Raw genomic sequence first — 16193 nt, forward strand, 5'->3', positions numbered from 1 at the left:
TGACCTCAACGGGGTGTCAGGGCGACCGGCAGAGTGCTCAGTCCGGTGATGAAGTTCGACGGCAGCCGCCGGACCGGCCCGGTCACCTCGACGCTCCGCACGGTCGCCCGCAGTTCGGCGAGCAGGGCACGGATCTCCTCGCGGGCCAACTGGGCGCCCAGGCAGAAGTGCGGGCCGTACCCGAAGGTCAGGTGCCGGTTGGGCTGCCGCGCCAGGTCGAACGTGTCCGGGGCGGCAAAGACATCCTCGTCGCGGTTGGCCGACACCATCCACAGTGTCACCACATCGCCCTCGGAGAGGGCCCGGCCGCGCAGTTCGGTGTCGGCCGTCACGGTACGGCCGACGTGCGCCGCCGGCGTGGTCCAACGCAGGATCTCCTCGGCGCCGCTGTGCACGAGGGCCGGATCCGCCATCAGCCGTACCCACTGCTCGTCATGTGTGGCCAGGGCCAGCAGTCCGCCCGCGAGGGCGAGCCGGGCCGTCTCGTCCCCGCCGATGACGAGGTTGTAGCAGTTCAGCAGCACCTCCTCGTCGGTCAGCGGACGATCGTCGACGGTGCCTGCGACCAGGAGGCTGATGACGTCGTCGGCGGGTGCGTCGCGGCGCGCGGCGGCCAGCCGGGTGTAGTACAGCAGGATCTCGCTCTGCGCTATGCGGGCCTCCATGCCCGCCTGGTCGGCGGGCTCGCCGAGCATCGCCGCTCCGGTCAGCTCCAGGACGCGCGGCCGGTCCACCTCGGGGACGCCGAGCAGTTCGCAGATCGCCTGAAGGGGCACCTGCGCCGCCACCTCGGCGACGAAGTCGCCGCCGCCCCGCTCCACCAGGCGACGAAGGAGTTCGCGGGTGGCCCGCGTGATGGAGTGGGTCACCGGCCGCAGCGCCCGTGGAGCGAACCCGCCGACGAGCAGACTGCGCAGACCGGTGTGGAACCGGCCATCGGTGACCACGAGCATCCGGCCCGCACCCGGGTCGCGACCGCGCAGCAGCGTGCCGAGCATGTTGCCGCGCATCGAGGTGAAGGTGTCACTGTCCCGGACCACACGCAGGACGTCGGCGTGACGGGTGACCACCCAGAAACCCTTCGCGGCACCTGCCTGATGCCAGTGCACCGGGTCGTGGCGGCGCAGCCACCGCCACCTGCCGGTCAGATCCCGGGTGGCGTGCACGTACGGGTCGAGCAGGTCGACCGCGCCCGCGTCGACAGTCGCCGGTTCGCCCGTCACTGCGACGACTCCGCCTCGTCGAGCAGGGCGGCGAGCAGGGCGTCGTCCGCGCCACCCCCCATCACGGTCAGCCGGGCGACGATTTCACGGAGGCTGACCGGCTCCAGGAAGAGTTCGATAGGCGCCCGGATGCCCAGGTCGTCGTCGAGCCGGCCGATCAGGTGGACAGCGGTGAGCGAGTCCCCGCCCACGGTGAAGTACGACTTGTCGAGGTCGTCCGGTCCGGTCAGCCCGAGGGCGGTGACGAGCAGCTCGGTCACGGCGGCCTCGGTGACCGGCCGGGCGGGGCCGGCGGGCTCGTCGGCAGGTGGCGAGGCCACCGGCTGCGGCGCCGGGGTCATGGTGACCGCCGTGGTGAGGCTCAACGCGCCGAGGCTCTCTCCGGCGAAGGGGTAGGTCGGCAGGTGCGTCCGCCGCGCGCCGCTGGCCGGCGCCGGCCACCGTACGTCCGCGCCCCGGACCCAGGAGTCGCCGAGCATCCGCAGTTCCTCGGCCTGCCCGGCGTACGTCACCTGCCGGCCCTCGGCCAGGGCCTCCAGCGCGTCGGCCGCCTCGGCGGTGCTGCCGGCCACCACGTACGCCCGCGCGGCGTGCGCGCTCCGCCCGCTGCGCAGGGTGTACGCGACGTCCGCGAGGATCGGCGGCGCGGGCGCGCGCAGCGCGGCAGCCAGCTCGGCGGCCGCGCGGCGCAGTTGAGCGTCCGTCCGCGCGGAGATCGGCAGCAGCTCGGGACGGTCCGGCGGAACCGGGCGGTCCGGTTCGGGTGCCTCGGCCAGCACCACGTGCACGTTTGTGCCCCCGATGCCCAGCCCCGTCACCCCGGCCAGCCGCTGGCCGCCGTCCGGTCGGTCCCACGGGGTCAACCGGGTGATCCGCTCGAACCCCGGCATCCGCGCCAGGTCCGGATGCGGCCCGCTGGCGTTGGCCGTCGGCGCCATGCTCCGGTGGCCCAGCATCAGCGCGACCTTGATCAGGCTCGCCACCCCGGCCGCCGCGTCGAGGTGCCCGATGTTCGACTTGACCGAGCCGATCCCGCAGGGCCGGCCAGGTCTGGTGGCGCCGACCGCGGCGGCGGTCGCGGCCAGCTCGACACGGTCGCCCAACTCGGTGGCGGTCCCGTGCATCTCCAGGTACTGGGCGGCGGTCGGGTCGAGGCCCGCCGCCGACCAGGCCTCGACGATCGCCCTGCTCTGCGAGTCGACGCCGGGCGCGGTGAAGCCCACCTTCGCCGCGCCGTCGTTGGTGACCGCCGAACCCAGGATGACGGCGTGGATCGGGTCCGCGTCGGCGAGCGCGTCCGCCAGCCGCCGCAGCACCAGCACCCCGACGCCGTTGCCGCTGACCGTGCCGGCCGCCTTCTCGTCGAAGGGCCGGCACCGCCCGTCCGGCGAGAAGATGCCGCCGTCGCGGTACAGGTAGCCGCGCGGGTGCACCGAGTCCACCGAGACCCCGCCCGCCACGGCGGTGTCACACTCGCCGAGCAGCAGCGCCTGCGCGGCCAGGTGTACCGCGGTCAGCGAGGTGGAGCAGGCGGTCTGCACGCTGAGGCTGGGGCCGTCCAGCCCGAGACGGTACGACACCCAGGGCGCCAGGAACTCACGGTCGGTGAGGATGCGCAGTTGCAGCGGCCCCAACTCGGCGGCGAGCCGGCGATCCACGGCGGCGGCGAGCATGTGGTCGGTGGGGCTGCCGCCGACGTACACGCCAGTCCGGTGGGGCACGTGGCGGGGGTCGTAGCCGACGTCCTCCAACGCGCTCCACGTGGTCTCCAGGAGCAGCCGGTGCTGCGGGTCCAGGATCGCGGCCTCGGTGCGGTTGAAGCCGAAGATCTCCGCCTCGAAGCGGTCCGCACCGGCCAGGTGCCCCTTCGCGGGCACGTACGCCGGATGGGCCAGCTCGGCCGGACCGACACCTGCGGCCCGTAGCTCCTCCACGTCGAAGGTGGCGATCGAGCAGACGCCGGAGCGGAGGTTCTCCCAGTACTCGCCGAGGTCCCGGGCGCCGGGGAAACGCCCACTCATCCCCACGATCGCCACTGCTGGCGCTTCGGTCATGTCGGGCCACCTTCCACTGTGTCGTCACCGGCCGGCCGGGCTCGCGCGGTACGGGTCATCAGCCGGGCCCGCCGGTCCTGGCCCCGGCGTCGGCCCGCGTCGACACCGGCCGACGGCCCGGGATCGCCGGGACCGTCCAGGTGCGCGGCGAGGGCGGCGACGGTGGGGTACCGGAACAGGTCGACCATGCTCAGTCCGGCGTCGCCCTGCTCGTGCAGCGCGGACAGCACCCCCAGCAGCCGCAGGGAGTTGCCGCCCAGCTCGAAGAAGTTGTCGTGGACGCCGACCCGGTCCAGCTCCAGCACCTGGCGCCAGACCGTCGCCAGCCGGAGTTCGGTCCCGGTGGTCGGCGCCACGTACCGGTGCGCCAGGTCGGGTCGGGTGGTCGGCGGGGCCGGTAGCCGGGCGCGGTCGACCTTCCCGGTCCGTCCGGTCGGCAGCTCGGCCAGCGGCACCACGCTCTCCGGCACCATGTAGCCGGGCAGCCGCTCGGCCAGCCAGCCACGCAGTTCGCTGGCTCCCGGCGGCGTGCCGTCCACGCCCACCACGTACGCCACCAGCCGGCGCAGGGCGCCGTCGCCGAGCACCGCCGCGACGGCCGCCGCCACCGCCGGATGGCGGACCAGCACGGCCTCGATCTCCCCGAGCTCGACCCGGAAACCACGGATCTTCACCTGGTTGTCGGACCGGCCGAGGTAGCTGAGCGTCCCCTCGGCGTCGTACCTGCCGAGGTCCCCGGTGCGGTACATCCGCTCCCCGGGCGGGCCGAACGGGTTGGCGACGAAGCGCTCGGCGGTGAGCCCGGGCTGGTTGGCGTACCCCCGGGCCAGGTGGGTGCCGGCCAGGTAGATCTCGCCGACCACGCCGACCGGCACCGGCCGCAGCAGCCTGTCGAGCAGGTACGCGCGGCCGTTCGCCACCGGACGGCCGATCACCACAGGCTCGCCGGGGCGCAGCTCGGCGGTGGTGGCGTAGATGGTGGCCTCGCTCGGCCCGTACGCGTCGACCAGCCGGCGGCCGGACACGGCCCACCTGTCGACGAGTTCGGCCGGGCACGGCTCGCCGCCGACGGCGATCGTGCGTAGGTCGGGCAGGGCGTCCGGCGAGCAGGGCAGCGACATGGCCGCCGTCGGTGGCAGGAAGACGTACGTGATGCGGGAGTCCCGCAGCCGTCGGTACAGCGCCTCGCCGAGCCGCTCGTGCTCACCGGCGATGTGCAGTTCGGCCCCGGCGACCCAGGTGAAGAAGAGGTCCGACACGGCGACGTCGAAGCCGAACGCGACGTACTGGAGGACCCGGTCCGTCGCGGTGACCGGGAACTGTGGACGCACCGCCGTGGCCAGGTTGGTAAGCGCCCGATGGGGCACGCTCACGCCCTTGGGAGTGCCCGTCGAGCCGGACGTGTAGAGGATGTACGCGGCGTTGTCCGGGCCGGGCGCTCCCATGGCGATCCGAGGGCCGGGCTCCGGGCGGGTGAGCACGTCGGCCGCTCCGGCCGTCACCACGAGCGTCGGCAGGCCGAGTTCCCCGGAGCGCCGGGCGGTGCCGGCGCCCAGCAGCACCAGTCGGGCGCCGGCCCCGGCGAGCATCTCGCGCAGCCGCGCCGACGGCTGCTCCGGGTCGAGCGGCAGGTAGGCGCCGCCGGCCCGGAGCACGGCGAGCGCGCAGACGGCCATCTCGGCGGACCGGGGCAGGCACAGTCCGACCGGGACCTCCGGGCCGACCCCGGCGGTCACCAGCTCGGCCGCCAACCGGTCGGCTCGCGTCAGCAGTTCGCGGTAGCTCAGGACGGTGTCGCCGCAGACCAGCGCCGTCGCCTGGGGACGTTCGGCGGCGCGTTCGGCCACCAGATCGGGCACGAGGCGGTCCGACACGTCCACCGTGGTGCTGTTCCACTCGTGCAGCATCCGGCGCCGCTGCCGCGCGTCGAGCATCTCGGCGGCGACCGTCTGCCGGTCCGGACGGTCGAGCAGGTCGTCCAACAGCACCTGGAAGCCGCTTGCCCAGTGCCTGACGGTGGCCGGATCGAACAGCTCGCCGCGGTAGATGAACTGCCCGACCAGGTCCGTCCCCCAGCGCTCCACGTACAGCAGGAAGTCGAACTTCGCCACGTCCAGCACGAGCGGCACCCGCTCGACCCGGGCCGGCGGGAGGTCCAGTTCCAGCACCGTCTCGTCGTCGTAGGCGAACACCACCTGCACGACCGGGTCGTGGCTCGGCTGGCGCTGCGGGGCCACCGCGTCGACCACGGCGCTGAACGGCGCGTCCTGGTGGTCGCGGGCGTCGTGCAGCAGGTCCCTGACCCGGTCCACGAGGTCGGTGAAGCTCGGCTCCCCCGCCAGGTCGACACGCAGCACCTGGGTGTTGGTCAGCAGGCCGACCATGCCCTGCACGTCCGGGTGGTCCCGGCCCGCGACGGGGATGCCGACGACAAGGTCGTCGTGGCCCGACAGCCGATTCACGAACGCGGCGTAGGCGGCCAGCAGGACCACGAACGGCGTGGTGTCCCGGGTACGGGCCAGCTCCGCCAGCCGTTCCCGCAGCCCGACCGGCAGGAGGAACGACTCCACCCCACCGGCCGGGGTCTGCACCGCGGGGCGGGGCCGATCGCCGGGCAGGGCGAGCACCGTCGGCGCCCCGCACAGTGTCCGCCGCCAGTGGGCCACCGAGTCGGCGTACCCACCGCTGGCGAGGCGGTCCCGCTGCCAGGCGGCGTAGTCGGGGAACTGGATCGGCAGCGGCTGCGGGGGCGTGCCGTCGCCGTCGCGTTCGACCCGGTAGTGCTCGGCCAGCTCGCGCAGCATGATCTCCATCGCCCAGCCGTCGCAGACCAGGTGGTGGACGGTCAACAGGATCCGGTGGTCGCCGTCGGTGAGGGCGTACAGGCGGCAGCGCAGCAGCGGGCCGCCCGCGAGGTCGAACGGTCGGGCCGCCTCGGCACGCATCGCCGCGTCGACCCCGGCGGGCGAGACACCCCGGTCGACGCGCACGTCGGCACTCGCCTCGGCGGCCACCACCTGACGGTGCTCGCCGTCGACGGTACGAAAGACGGTGCGCAGCGACTCGTGCCGGGCCACAAGCGCGTCGAGGGCGCGGGTGAAGGCGTCGACGTCGAACGGGCCGTGGACGGCGAACGCGACAGGCACATGGTACTGAGCGCTGCCGGCGTGCAGCCGCTCCAGCACGAGGAGGCTGGCCTGCGCGGGTGACACCGGAAACTCGTACTCCACCGGTTCGTCGGCGCGGTCGCTCACGTCAGCGGGCAGCATTGTCGGCCCTCCTGAGAAACGGATCGATGGTGGCGGCGATCTCGGCGACGGGCCCCGCCCGCAGCACGTCGCGGTGGGCGCAGTCGAGGTCGCGTACCCGGACCTGCCCGGCGGTCCGCCGCCAGGCGGCGGCCTTCGCCTCGGAGGTCAGGCCACCGGGTTCGGCGGTGGCCGAGAAGAGCAGCACCTCACCGTCGTACCGCGACGGCAGGTAGCTCCGGGTCAGCCGGAGATGATGGCCGCCCAGCTCGACAAGCGCGGCGAGCCGCCGCTCGGTCGCACCCCGCAGCGGGCCGTCGCTGGTCCGCAGCGCCGCGAACACCTCGGCGCGGCGCAGCGGTCCCGGCTGGTCGAGCAGCTCCGGTGGCCCCGCCTGGAGCAGGATACGCAACATCTCCTGCTCCAGCAGGTCGTCGTCCGGCGGCTCGGGCACCCCGTCGGTGAGCGCCGTGACCGGTACGGCGTCCAGGACGGCCACCAGCCCCACCCGCTGCCCGGCCCGACGGAGCTGGCCGGCCAGCTCGTACGCCAGCAGGCCGCCGAACGACCGGCCCAGCAGCAGGTACGGCCCGGTCGGCTGCGCCGCCCGGATCCGGGGCAGGTACTCCCGCGCCATCTGTTCGATGCTCACCGGCGGCGGGGTGTGCCCGCCGAGCACTGTCGACTGGAGGGCGTACACCTGTCGGCCCGGCAGGTGCGGCAGCAGCGCCGTGTACGACCAGCCGAGTCCCATCGCCGGGTGCAGGCAGAACAGCGGCGTACGGTCGCCGTCGCCGCGCAGCGCGAGCAGGGGCGCCAGTCCGAGGTCGCCTCGGGCGGCGTCGAGCCGGCCGGCGAGAGTGCGCGGGGTCGGCGCGTCGAACAGCGCGCCGATGGGGAGCCGGCTGCCGAGTGCGTCCTCGATGGCCGCGACGAGGCGCATCGCGAGCAGGGAGTGACCGCCGGCCAGGAAGAAGTTGTCGTCCGGCCCCACCGCCGGCACGCCCAGCACGGTGGCGAACAGCTCGCACAGGGTCGTCTCCCGCGCCGAGGCGGGCGTCGTCGCGGTCGACGAGGCGACGCGTTGCACCTGCTGTGGCAGGGCGGCCCGGTCCAGCTTCCCGTGCCGGGTCAGGGGCACCTCGTCGATGCGCTGGTATCCGGTCGGCAGCAGGTGGGCGGGCAGCCGCTGCGCCGCGTACCCGCGAACGGTCGCGAGGTCGCCGTCGCCGTCGCCGTCCAGGACGAGGTACGCGACGAGCTGCCGCCCCCCGTCCGGTCCGGCCGTGGCGGCGACCACCGCGCGGCGGACGCCCGGGCCGGAGCGCAGGACCGCCTCGACCTCGGCCGGCTCGATCCGGAAGCCCCTGACCTTCACCTGGTCGTCGGACCGACCGACGAACTCCAGCTCGCCGTCGGTGTTCCAGCGCGCCAGGTCGCCGGTGCGGTACATGCGGGCACCCCGCTCGGGCGTGTACGGCGAGGCGACGAACCGCTCCGCCGTCCGGGCCGGCTGGCCGAGGTAGCCGCGGGCGAGGCCGGCGCCGGCCAGGTACAACTCCCCCACGACGCCGACCGGGACCGGGCGCAGCCGGGCGTCCAGCACGTACGCCCGGGTGTTGTCCAGCGGACGGCCGATGGGGACCGGGCCGGCGGCCGGTGGGCGGCGGATCGGGTGGCGGGTGGCGAAGGTGGTGGTCTCGGTGGGGCCGTACCCGTTCACCACCCGCAGCCGCGGAGCGGCCCGCTGGACCCGGCGCACCGCGTCGGGTTCGACGACGTCCCCGCCGGTCCACACCTCGGCCAGCCCGGCGAGGACGTCCGGGGCGAGCTGGGCCACGGTCCGGAACAGCTCGGCGGTGAGCCAGAGCGCGGTGATCCGGCTGTCCGTGAGGATCCGTTTGAGGGCGTCCGGCTCCAGTGGTCCGGGTGGCGCGACCACCACCGTGCCGCCGGTCAGCAGCGGCACCCACAGTTCGTAGCTGGCCGCGTCGAAGGTGTGCGGGCTGTGCAGCAGCACCCGGGCGTGCGCGCCGTCGGCGAAGCACCGGTCGGCGGCCAACGCCAGCAGATTCCGGTGGGTCGCGACCACGCCCTTCGGGGTGCCGGTCGAGCCGGAGGTGTACATCACGTACGCGGCGCGGTCGGGGTGGGACGTCACCGCAGCGGGGCCGGCCGCGATCGCACCCCCGTCGGTGCTCCCCGGGGTGACGACGTGCAGGTCGTCGGGGATCCAGTCCGGCATCCGGTCGGCCAGGACGATCCGTACCCCGGCGTCCCGCATCAGCCGGACCAGCCGGGACCGGGGCTGGGCGGGGTCGAGCGGCACGTAGTGACCCCCGGCCACCAGCACCGCGAGCTGGCCGACCACCAGCTCCGTCGACCGGCCCAGCAGCAGCCCGACCGGGAACTCCGGGCCGACGCCCGCCGCGGCGAGCCGGCCGGCCAGGGCATCGGCCCGGGCGGCCAGCTCGCGGTAGCTGAGGACGTCGTCGGCGGACTCGACCGCCACCGCGTCGGGGGTGCTCGCCACCTGGGCCGCGAACCGCTCGGGCACGCTGCGGCCGGGCACCTGGCGCGCGGTGGCGTTCCAGACGCTCAGCAGGTCGCGCCGCTCTGTCGCCGGCAGTACGTCGACCCCGTCCACGCGCGCGTCCGGGTCACCGGCCAGCAGGTCGAGGGCACGGACCAGCCGCCGCGCGACCAGATCCGCCTCGACGGCGCCGAAGCAGTCGGGGCGGTAGCCGAGCCGCAGCCAGAGCCCGTCGGCGGCCACCAGCGTGACGGTCAGCGGATAGTGGGTGGCGTCCCACACCTCGACCAGGCGTGGCCCGGCGGCCTCGTCCGGGTCGGTCGCGCCGCGCGGGAAGTTCTCGAACGCCAGCATCGTGTCGAACAGTTCGCCCACCCCGGCCAGGCGCTGCGTCTCGGCCAGCCGTACGTGGTGGTGCGGGGTCAGCGCCAACTGCTCGTCGTGCACGCGGGCCAGCAGGTCGCCGACCCGCTCCCCCGGCCGCAGCCGGACCCGGACCGGCACGGTGTTGATCAACAGGCCGACCATCGTCTCCACCCCGGACAGCTCCGGAGGGCGACCCGACACGACCGCGCCGAAGACCACATCGTCGGTACCTGTCATCCGGGCGAGCACCAGAGCCCAGGCGACCTGGACGATGGTGTTCACCGTCAACCCGGCCCCGCCGGCCCGCCGGCGTACCGCGGCGACAAGTGCGGCGGACAGCCCACACTCGACAGTCGCGGGTTGGACCGGAGTACGGGTCACCGGGCCGGGGGCGACAAGCGTCGGCCGCCCGAGCCCGGCCAGGGCGGCCCGCCATGCTCCGGCAGCAGCCTCACCGTCGAGGCCACGAAGCCAGGCCAGGTACTCCCGGAACGGCGGCGCGGGCGGCAGCTCGGCGCTCCGACCCGCGTAGAGCGCGACCAGGTCCCGGGCCAGGATCGGCATCGACCAGCCGTCGACCAGGATGTGGTGCAGCGTCACGATCAGTTCGGCCCGCTCCGCGCCGAACCGGACCAGGGCGCACCGCAGCAGCGGCGGGCGGGTCATCTCGAACCGCCGGACGCGGTCGGTCGCCAGGAGACGCCGCAGTTCCTCCTGCGCCTCGGCCGGGTCGCGTCCGGCCAGGTCGACCTCTGTCCACGGCACCGACACCTCGCGCGGCACCACCTGCACCGGCCGGGCCAGGCCCTTGTGCCGGAAACAGGCCCGCAGGTTCGGGTGTCGCACGAGCAGCGCCGCCATCGCGCCCCGCAGCCGCTGCGGGTCCACCGGGCCGTCGATCCGGAACCGGACCTGCACCAGGTAGACGTCCAGCCCCGAATCGTCGACCAGGGCGTGGTAGAGCAGGCCCTCCTGAGCCGGTGTGAGGGGCAGCAGGTCGGCCAGGGCGCCGCCGCTCACCACGAACCGCCCCGGCCCGGGGCGTCCAGGTCGTCCACCAGGGCGTCGAGCTGCTCCTGGCTGAGGTCCACAAGCGGGAAGTCGGAGCGGGTCACGCCGCCGGCCCCGGCGGTCGACGCGTGGTCGGCGAGCACCCGCAGGGCGGACCTCCAGTGCTCGACCAGCTCACGCACATCCGTCTCGCCGAGCGTGCCGATCGCGTACGACCAGGTGGTGGCCAGGTACGGGCCGTCCGGGCCCACCCGTGTGACGGCGTCCACGTCCAGGGCACGGGTCAACGGCAGCGCCTCGGCGCACACCACGCCGAGCAGCTCGACGCCGCCGGCCGTCGACTCGAAACGGCCCAGGTAGTTGAATCCGACGTCCGGCTCGGGCAGTTTCGCAAGCGTCGAGGCGGTCTCCGGGTTGACGTACCGCAGCAGGCCGTAGTCCAGCCCGCCCGCCGGCACCGCGCGGAGCTGCTCCTTCACCTCTTTGAGCGCCGTGCCGGTGTCGGCCCCGCCTCGCCAGAACGCCTCGGTCGCCGCCGCCGGGGCGTCCAGCCGGACCGGGTACCGGGTGGTGAACCATCCGACCGTGCCGGCGAGGTCCACCCCGTCCACAGGTGCGTCCCGGCCGTGCGCCTCGCGATCGAGGAGCAGGCCGGTACCCCGGCCACGCCACCGTACGACGGCCGCGAGCAGCGCCGTCAGCAGCACGTCCTCAGTCCCGCACCGGAAGGCCGCCGGGATCTGGGAGAGCACCGGCTCGGTCTCGGCCGCCGGCAGGCTGACCGTCAGGGTGGCCCGCCGGCCGGTGGTGACCCGATCGGGCAGCAGTCGGGAATCCGGCCCGGTCAGCACGTCGGTCCACCGTGGAAGGTCGTCGGCCACCTCGTCGGCCCGCGCGTGGAGCAGTTCCGCCCAGCGCCGCATCGACGTACCCGGCGCCGGGCCGGCCAGCACCGACTCGGCGGGCCGGTCGGCGGTCAACAGCTCGATCATCTCCCGGTGCAGGATGTGCAGGGAGACCGCGTCGACGGCCAGGTGATGCACGGTCAGCAACAGGCGTCCGTCCTGCCCGGGCCCGTGGTCGAACCACACCGCAGCCAGCAGGTCACCGGCCTCCGGCGCCAGCCGCGTCCGCGCCGCCGCCTCCTGGATCGCCATCGCGCGCTCGGACTCCGTCATCGCGGCGGCGTCCACCCGGACCACCGCGCCGGGCGGGGCCGAGCCGGGCGGCGAGACCTCCAGGGCCCGGTCGTCGGGCGCGGGCCGCAGCAGTCGCAGCCGCAGGGCGTCGTGCCGGTCGGTCAGGATCCGCAGCGCCTCGTCGATGCGCCAGGCGTCGGGCGCGGCCGGGACCGGGAAGTGCACCGACAGGGCGAACGCGGCCGGCTCGGTGCCGTGCTCGCACCACCAGGACATGACCGGGGTGAGCGGAAACCGACCCGGACCGGACCACTGGGGCGCGGCGGCGACCACACCGGCACGGGCGAGTACCGCCAGACCGGCAGGCGTCCGGGCGGTGAACACCTCGCGCAGGGTGAGCTCCAGTCCGGCCGCCCGGGCGCGACTGACCAGCAGCAGCGCCATGATGCTGTCCCCACCGAGCTCGAAGAAGCCGTCGTCCACGCCGACCTGCGGGACTCCCAGCAGCTCGGCGAAGAGCCCGCAGAGCACTTCCTCGGTGGCGTTGCCGGGCCGGGCCGACGAGGGCTTCGGCTGGCTGACCGGAGCGGGCAGCGCGGCCCGGTCGAGCTTGCCGTGCGCGGTGGTGGGCAGCGTCTCCAGCGGAACGAACGCGCTCGGCACCATCTGCACGGGCAGCGCGGCCAGCGCGTGCGCCAGGACCGCGTCCGGTCGGATCTGCGCTCCGGGGCGCGGCACCAGGTAGGCGACCAGTCGGCGGTCCCCCGGGGTGTCCTCGCGCAGCAGCACCACCGCACGGGCCACCGATGCGTGCTTGGCGAGCACCGCCTCGATCTCGGCCGGCTCGACCCGGAATCCGCGCAGCTTCAGCTGCCCGTCGGTGCGGCCGAGGAAGTCCAGTTGGCCGTCCGCCCGCCACCGCACCAGGTCACCGCTGCGGTACATCCGGGCACCGGGCCGCCGGGCGTACGGGTCCGCGACGAACCGTTCGGCGGTCGCCGCCGGTTGGCCCAGATATCCCCGGGCCAGGCCCTCGCCGGCGAGGTACAGCTCGCCGGGCACCCCGACCGGCACCGGGCGCAGCCGCGCGTCGAGCACGTGCACGGTCGTGTTGGTGATCGGTCGGCCGATCGGCGGGGCGCCACCGCCGGGCGTGAGCGGTTCGCTGACCGTCACGCCCACAGTGGTCTCGGTCGGCCCGTACGCGTTGTGGAACCGACGCCCCGGCGACGCCCACGCCGCGACCAGCTCCGGTGGACAGACGTCCGCCCCGACGCACACCGTCCGCAGCTCCGGGTACTCGGCGGGAGGCACGCTGGCCAGCACGGCCGGCGGAAGCAGCACGCAGGTCACCCGGCGCTCGCGCAGGACGTCCCCGAGTGCGGCGCCGACGAGCGGCCCCGACTGTGGGATCACCAGGGTTCCGCCCGAGCCGAAGGCCATGCACAGCTCGCCGACGGAGATGTCGAAGCTGGGCGAGCTGAGGTGCAGCACCCGGCTCTGCGGGGTCAGCTCGAACCGGCGTACCAACGCCTCGGCCAGGCTCGCGATGCCGCTGTGGGTGACCACGACGCCCTTGGGCCGACCGGTCGAGCCGGAGGTGTACATCAGGTAGCCGGCGGCGGCGGGTACCGTCCGGGCCGCCGCGCCGGCCGGTTCGCCCGCGAGGTCCGCCGGACCCAGCACCAGCCGGGGTACGCCGGTCTCCGGCAGCGCCGCCTCGGCGTCGGTGACCACAAGCACCGGCGCCGCGTCGTCGAACAGCAACCGGATCCGGTCCGCCGGATAGTCCAGGTCGATCGGCAGGTACGCGCCGCCGGCGCGCTGCACCGCGAGCACGGCGACGACAGTCGCCACGGTACGGCCCAGTGCCAGCGCCACCACGCTCTCCGCGCCGACGCCGTGCTCCCGCAGGCGGCCCGCCAGACGGTCGGCCCGGTCGAGCAGTTCGGCGTACGTCAGCGACAGGTCGTCCGATTCGACGGCGACCGCGTCGGGCGTCTCGGCGGCCCGCCGGGCGGCCAGGTCGGCGATGGACGCCGGCGGTAGGTCGAGCCGGTCGCCGTCGCCCGCCGTACGCAGTCGCCGCCGCTCGTCCCCGCCGAGCAGGGCGACGGCACCGACCGGCACCTCCGGTTCGGCCAGCAGTCCGGCCAGCAGCACCGGGAAGCTTTCGGCCCAGCTCCGCACCACCTCGGCCGGATACACGTCGGTGCGGATCTCGAACGTGCCCTCGATGCCGTCCTCGGTGTCCCGGGTGATGCCGACGAGGTCGTGTTCGCCGCCGGTGTGGACACGCTCCGGCTCGGCGATCTCCCGCAGCGCGCGGACGCTCTCCTGTCGGTTCAGGTGCATGAACACCCACTGGAACAGCGGGGACCGGCCGTGCGTGCGCTGCGCGCCGACGGCGCTCACGATCCGGCCGACCGGCACCTCGGCGTTGGCCAGCATCCGGGGAAAGCCCGTGGTGAACCCGCCCAGCAGGTCGGCGAAGCTGTCGGTGGGTCCGATCCGCCAGCGGGTGGGCAGAGCGTTCATCACGTAGCCGATGACCCGGTCGAGGCCCGTGGCCGAACGGTTGGCCGTCGGGGTGCCGATGACGAAGTCGGCCCGCCCGGACAGCCGGTACGCCAGCACCGCGAACGCGGTCATCAGCACGCCGTACGCGGTCGCGCCGCGCTCGCGGGCGAACGCGCGCAGGGTCGCCTCGGTCCCGGCGTCGACGTGGAACGGGATCTGCCGGATTTCGCTGCCGGTCGCCGGTACGACTGCCGCGTTGCCGCCGACGGTCAACGGCTCAGGTGGATCGGCCAGGCGCTCCCGCCAGAACCGCAGCTGCGCGTCGAACACCCCGGCGGCCTCCAGCTCACGCTGCCAGGAGGCGAAGTCGGCGTACTGGATCCGCGGACGCCCCCGTCGAGGCGCGACGCCGGCCCGCACCGCCCGGTACGCCTCGACGAACTCGCCGTGCAGCACGTCGAAGGACCACCAGTCGGTGACGATGTGGTGCAGCGCCAGCACCAGCGACGAGCGGGTGTCGTCGACGGTGACGAGGCATCCCCGCATCAGTTCGTCGCGGGTCAGGTCGAACGGACGGCGACTGAACGCCGCGAGCTCCTCGGACAGGGTCGTGCCGTGGTCGCGGAGGTCGACGCGTTCCAGGACGAACCGGTCGGCGGGGAGGAGTTCGAGGCGTAGGTCGCCGACGTCGCCGGCGATCCTGGTGCGCAGGATGTCGTGCTGCTTCCGCACGATCGTCAACGCCCGCTCCAGGTCGGCAGCCGCCACCGGCCGGTCGAAGTGGTACGCGCAGCAGAGGTTCAGCGCCGCCGTACCCGGATAGAGCGATTCGAAGACCCAGAGGTCCTCCTGGGCGAGGCTGAGCGGCACCGGGCCGCCCTCGTCACGCGGTGGCACCACGGCCGGGATCTCGCCGAGCCGGTCGGCCTCGACGAGCCGGCGCAGCAGCCGGACCCGCTGCTCGCCGCGGAGCGCGGCGAAGCGGGCCGCCGTCGAGGTGCTGGCCGGGCCCGCGCCGGGCGCACTGCTTGGCACCGTCATGCCGTGAGGTCCTTTCGCAGTTCCGCCAGCCGGTGCAGCCCGGCGAGGATGTCCGACCGGTCGAGACCGAAGTCGACGAAGCAGGCCACCTCGTCGCAGCCGAGGTCGCGCAGGTCGAGCAGGGATCTGCGGCAGGTGTCCGGCGAACCGAGCAGACTCCCCCAGCTCAGGTAGCGCTGCCTGGCGAATTCCACGAGCGCGTCGGTCTGCTCGGCGGTGAGCGCCGCGGTCCGGCCGTCGCCGGCCCGGTTGGCGGCCGTCTGCGCCACGTACGACCGCAGGTACGCCCGCAGCGGCCCGCTGGCCAGCCGGGTGGCCTCGGCGTCGTCGGCCCCGACGTACGTGTGCGCCATCAGGGTGACCGTGCCCCGGTCCGTGGTGCCCAGCTGCTCGGGTGCGGCCTGGTACGCCGTCCGGTAGCGCCGGATCTTCTCCGCCAGCTCCTGCCGGGTCTGCCCGATGGTCGCGCCGAGCACGTTGGTCCGCAGCCGTCCGGCCGCCGTCCACGTCTCGGGGCTGCCGGAGGTGGTCAACCAGATGGGGAACCGGGGGGACACCGGCCGGGGCTGGGGTCGTACCGCCACCGGACGCCCGGTGCCGTCGGGCAGTTCGACCGCCTCGCCCGCCCAGAGTCGGCGCAGCAGCGGAATGTCGGCCAGGGCCTGCTGCCGCCGGCCGGCGTACCTGTCGGGGGCCAGGACGAAGTCGGTGGAGTGCCAGCCGGTGGCCACCGAGATGCCGGTGCGGCCCCGGGACAGGTTGTCGACGACCGACCAGTCCTCGACCACCCGCAGCGGGTGGTGCAGTGGCAGCACGACACTGCCTGCCCGCACGGCGACCCGGTTGGTGACCGCGGCGAGCGCCGCGGAGAGCACCGGCGGGCTGGGGAAGACCTGCCCGACCTGCTGGAAGTGCCGCTCGGGGGTCCACACGGCGGTGAACCCGAGCGAGTCGGCGGCCCGGGTGATCTCCAGGATGTCGTCGTACTTGGCGGCATGGCCGGCGCCGCTGTCGCAGTCGTCGGCGCCGAAGAACATCACGCTGAGGTCCATGGGCGT

At 74.3% G+C, this 16193-nt stretch carries 6 protein-coding genes; all 6 read right to left on the minus strand.

The window, feature by feature from the left end; all coding sequences use genetic code 11:
• Positions 1-5: 5 nt before the first annotated feature.
• Genes FHG89_RS16505 through FHG89_RS16530 form a run of 6 tightly spaced genes read right to left on the minus strand, consistent with a single transcriptional unit; the run spans position 6 to position 16187 of the window.
• The gene (locus tag FHG89_RS16505) at positions 6-1223 is read right to left on the minus strand and encodes a cytochrome P450 (protein ID WP_139585275.1); all 1218 of its coding nucleotides are present in this window, start codon (positions 1221-1223) and stop codon (positions 6-8) included.
• Entirely contained in the window at positions 1220-3277 is a 2058-nt protein-coding gene (locus FHG89_RS16510) for a beta-ketoacyl synthase N-terminal-like domain-containing protein (protein WP_139585276.1), read from the minus strand. The genes FHG89_RS16505 and FHG89_RS16510 overlap by 4 nt, the downstream gene beginning before the upstream one ends.
• Positions 3274-6546 carry a non-ribosomal peptide synthetase gene (locus FHG89_RS16515; protein ID WP_139585277.1) on the minus strand — a complete coding sequence of 1091 codons (3273 nt, stop codon included), beginning with the start codon at positions 6544-6546 and terminating at the stop codon, positions 3274-3276. Before FHG89_RS16515 ends, FHG89_RS16510 begins: the two co-directional genes overlap by 4 nt.
• The gene (locus FHG89_RS16520) at positions 6533-10444 is read right to left on the minus strand and encodes a non-ribosomal peptide synthetase (RefSeq protein WP_139585278.1); all 3912 of its coding nucleotides are present in this window, start codon (positions 10442-10444) and stop codon (positions 6533-6535) included. Before FHG89_RS16520 ends, FHG89_RS16515 begins: the two co-directional genes overlap by 14 nt.
• Complete coding sequence (locus tag FHG89_RS16525; RefSeq protein WP_139585279.1) at positions 10441-15135, minus strand: non-ribosomal peptide synthetase; 4695 nt, start codon at positions 15133-15135, stop codon at positions 10441-10443. The genes FHG89_RS16520 and FHG89_RS16525 overlap by 4 nt, the downstream gene beginning before the upstream one ends.
• Positions 15132-16187 (minus strand): MupA/Atu3671 family FMN-dependent luciferase-like monooxygenase, encoded by a 1056-nt coding sequence (locus FHG89_RS16530; RefSeq protein WP_139585280.1) that lies wholly within the window; start codon positions 16185-16187, stop codon positions 15132-15134. The genes FHG89_RS16525 and FHG89_RS16530 overlap by 4 nt, the downstream gene beginning before the upstream one ends.
• Positions 16188-16193 lie beyond the last annotated feature (6 nt).

The organism is Micromonospora orduensis, assembly GCF_006228125.1.
Classification (GTDB): domain Bacteria; phylum Actinomycetota; class Actinomycetes; order Mycobacteriales; family Micromonosporaceae; genus Micromonospora; species Micromonospora orduensis.

Coding starts and splice junctions, on each gene's coding strand:
- FHG89_RS16510 (WP_139585276.1), bottom strand. CDS start 3,277: ATGACCGAAGCGCCAGCAGTGGCGATCGTGGGGATGAGTGGGCGTTTC.
- FHG89_RS16525 (WP_139585279.1), bottom strand. CDS start 15,135: ATGACGGTGCCAAGCAGTGCGCCCGGCGCGGGCCCGGCCAGCACCTCG.
- FHG89_RS16530 (WP_139585280.1), bottom strand. CDS start 16,187: ATGGACCTCAGCGTGATGTTCTTCGGCGCCGACGACTGCGACAGCGGC.
- FHG89_RS16515 (WP_139585277.1), bottom strand. CDS start 6,546: ATGCTGCCCGCTGACGTGAGCGACCGCGCCGACGAACCGGTGGAGTAC.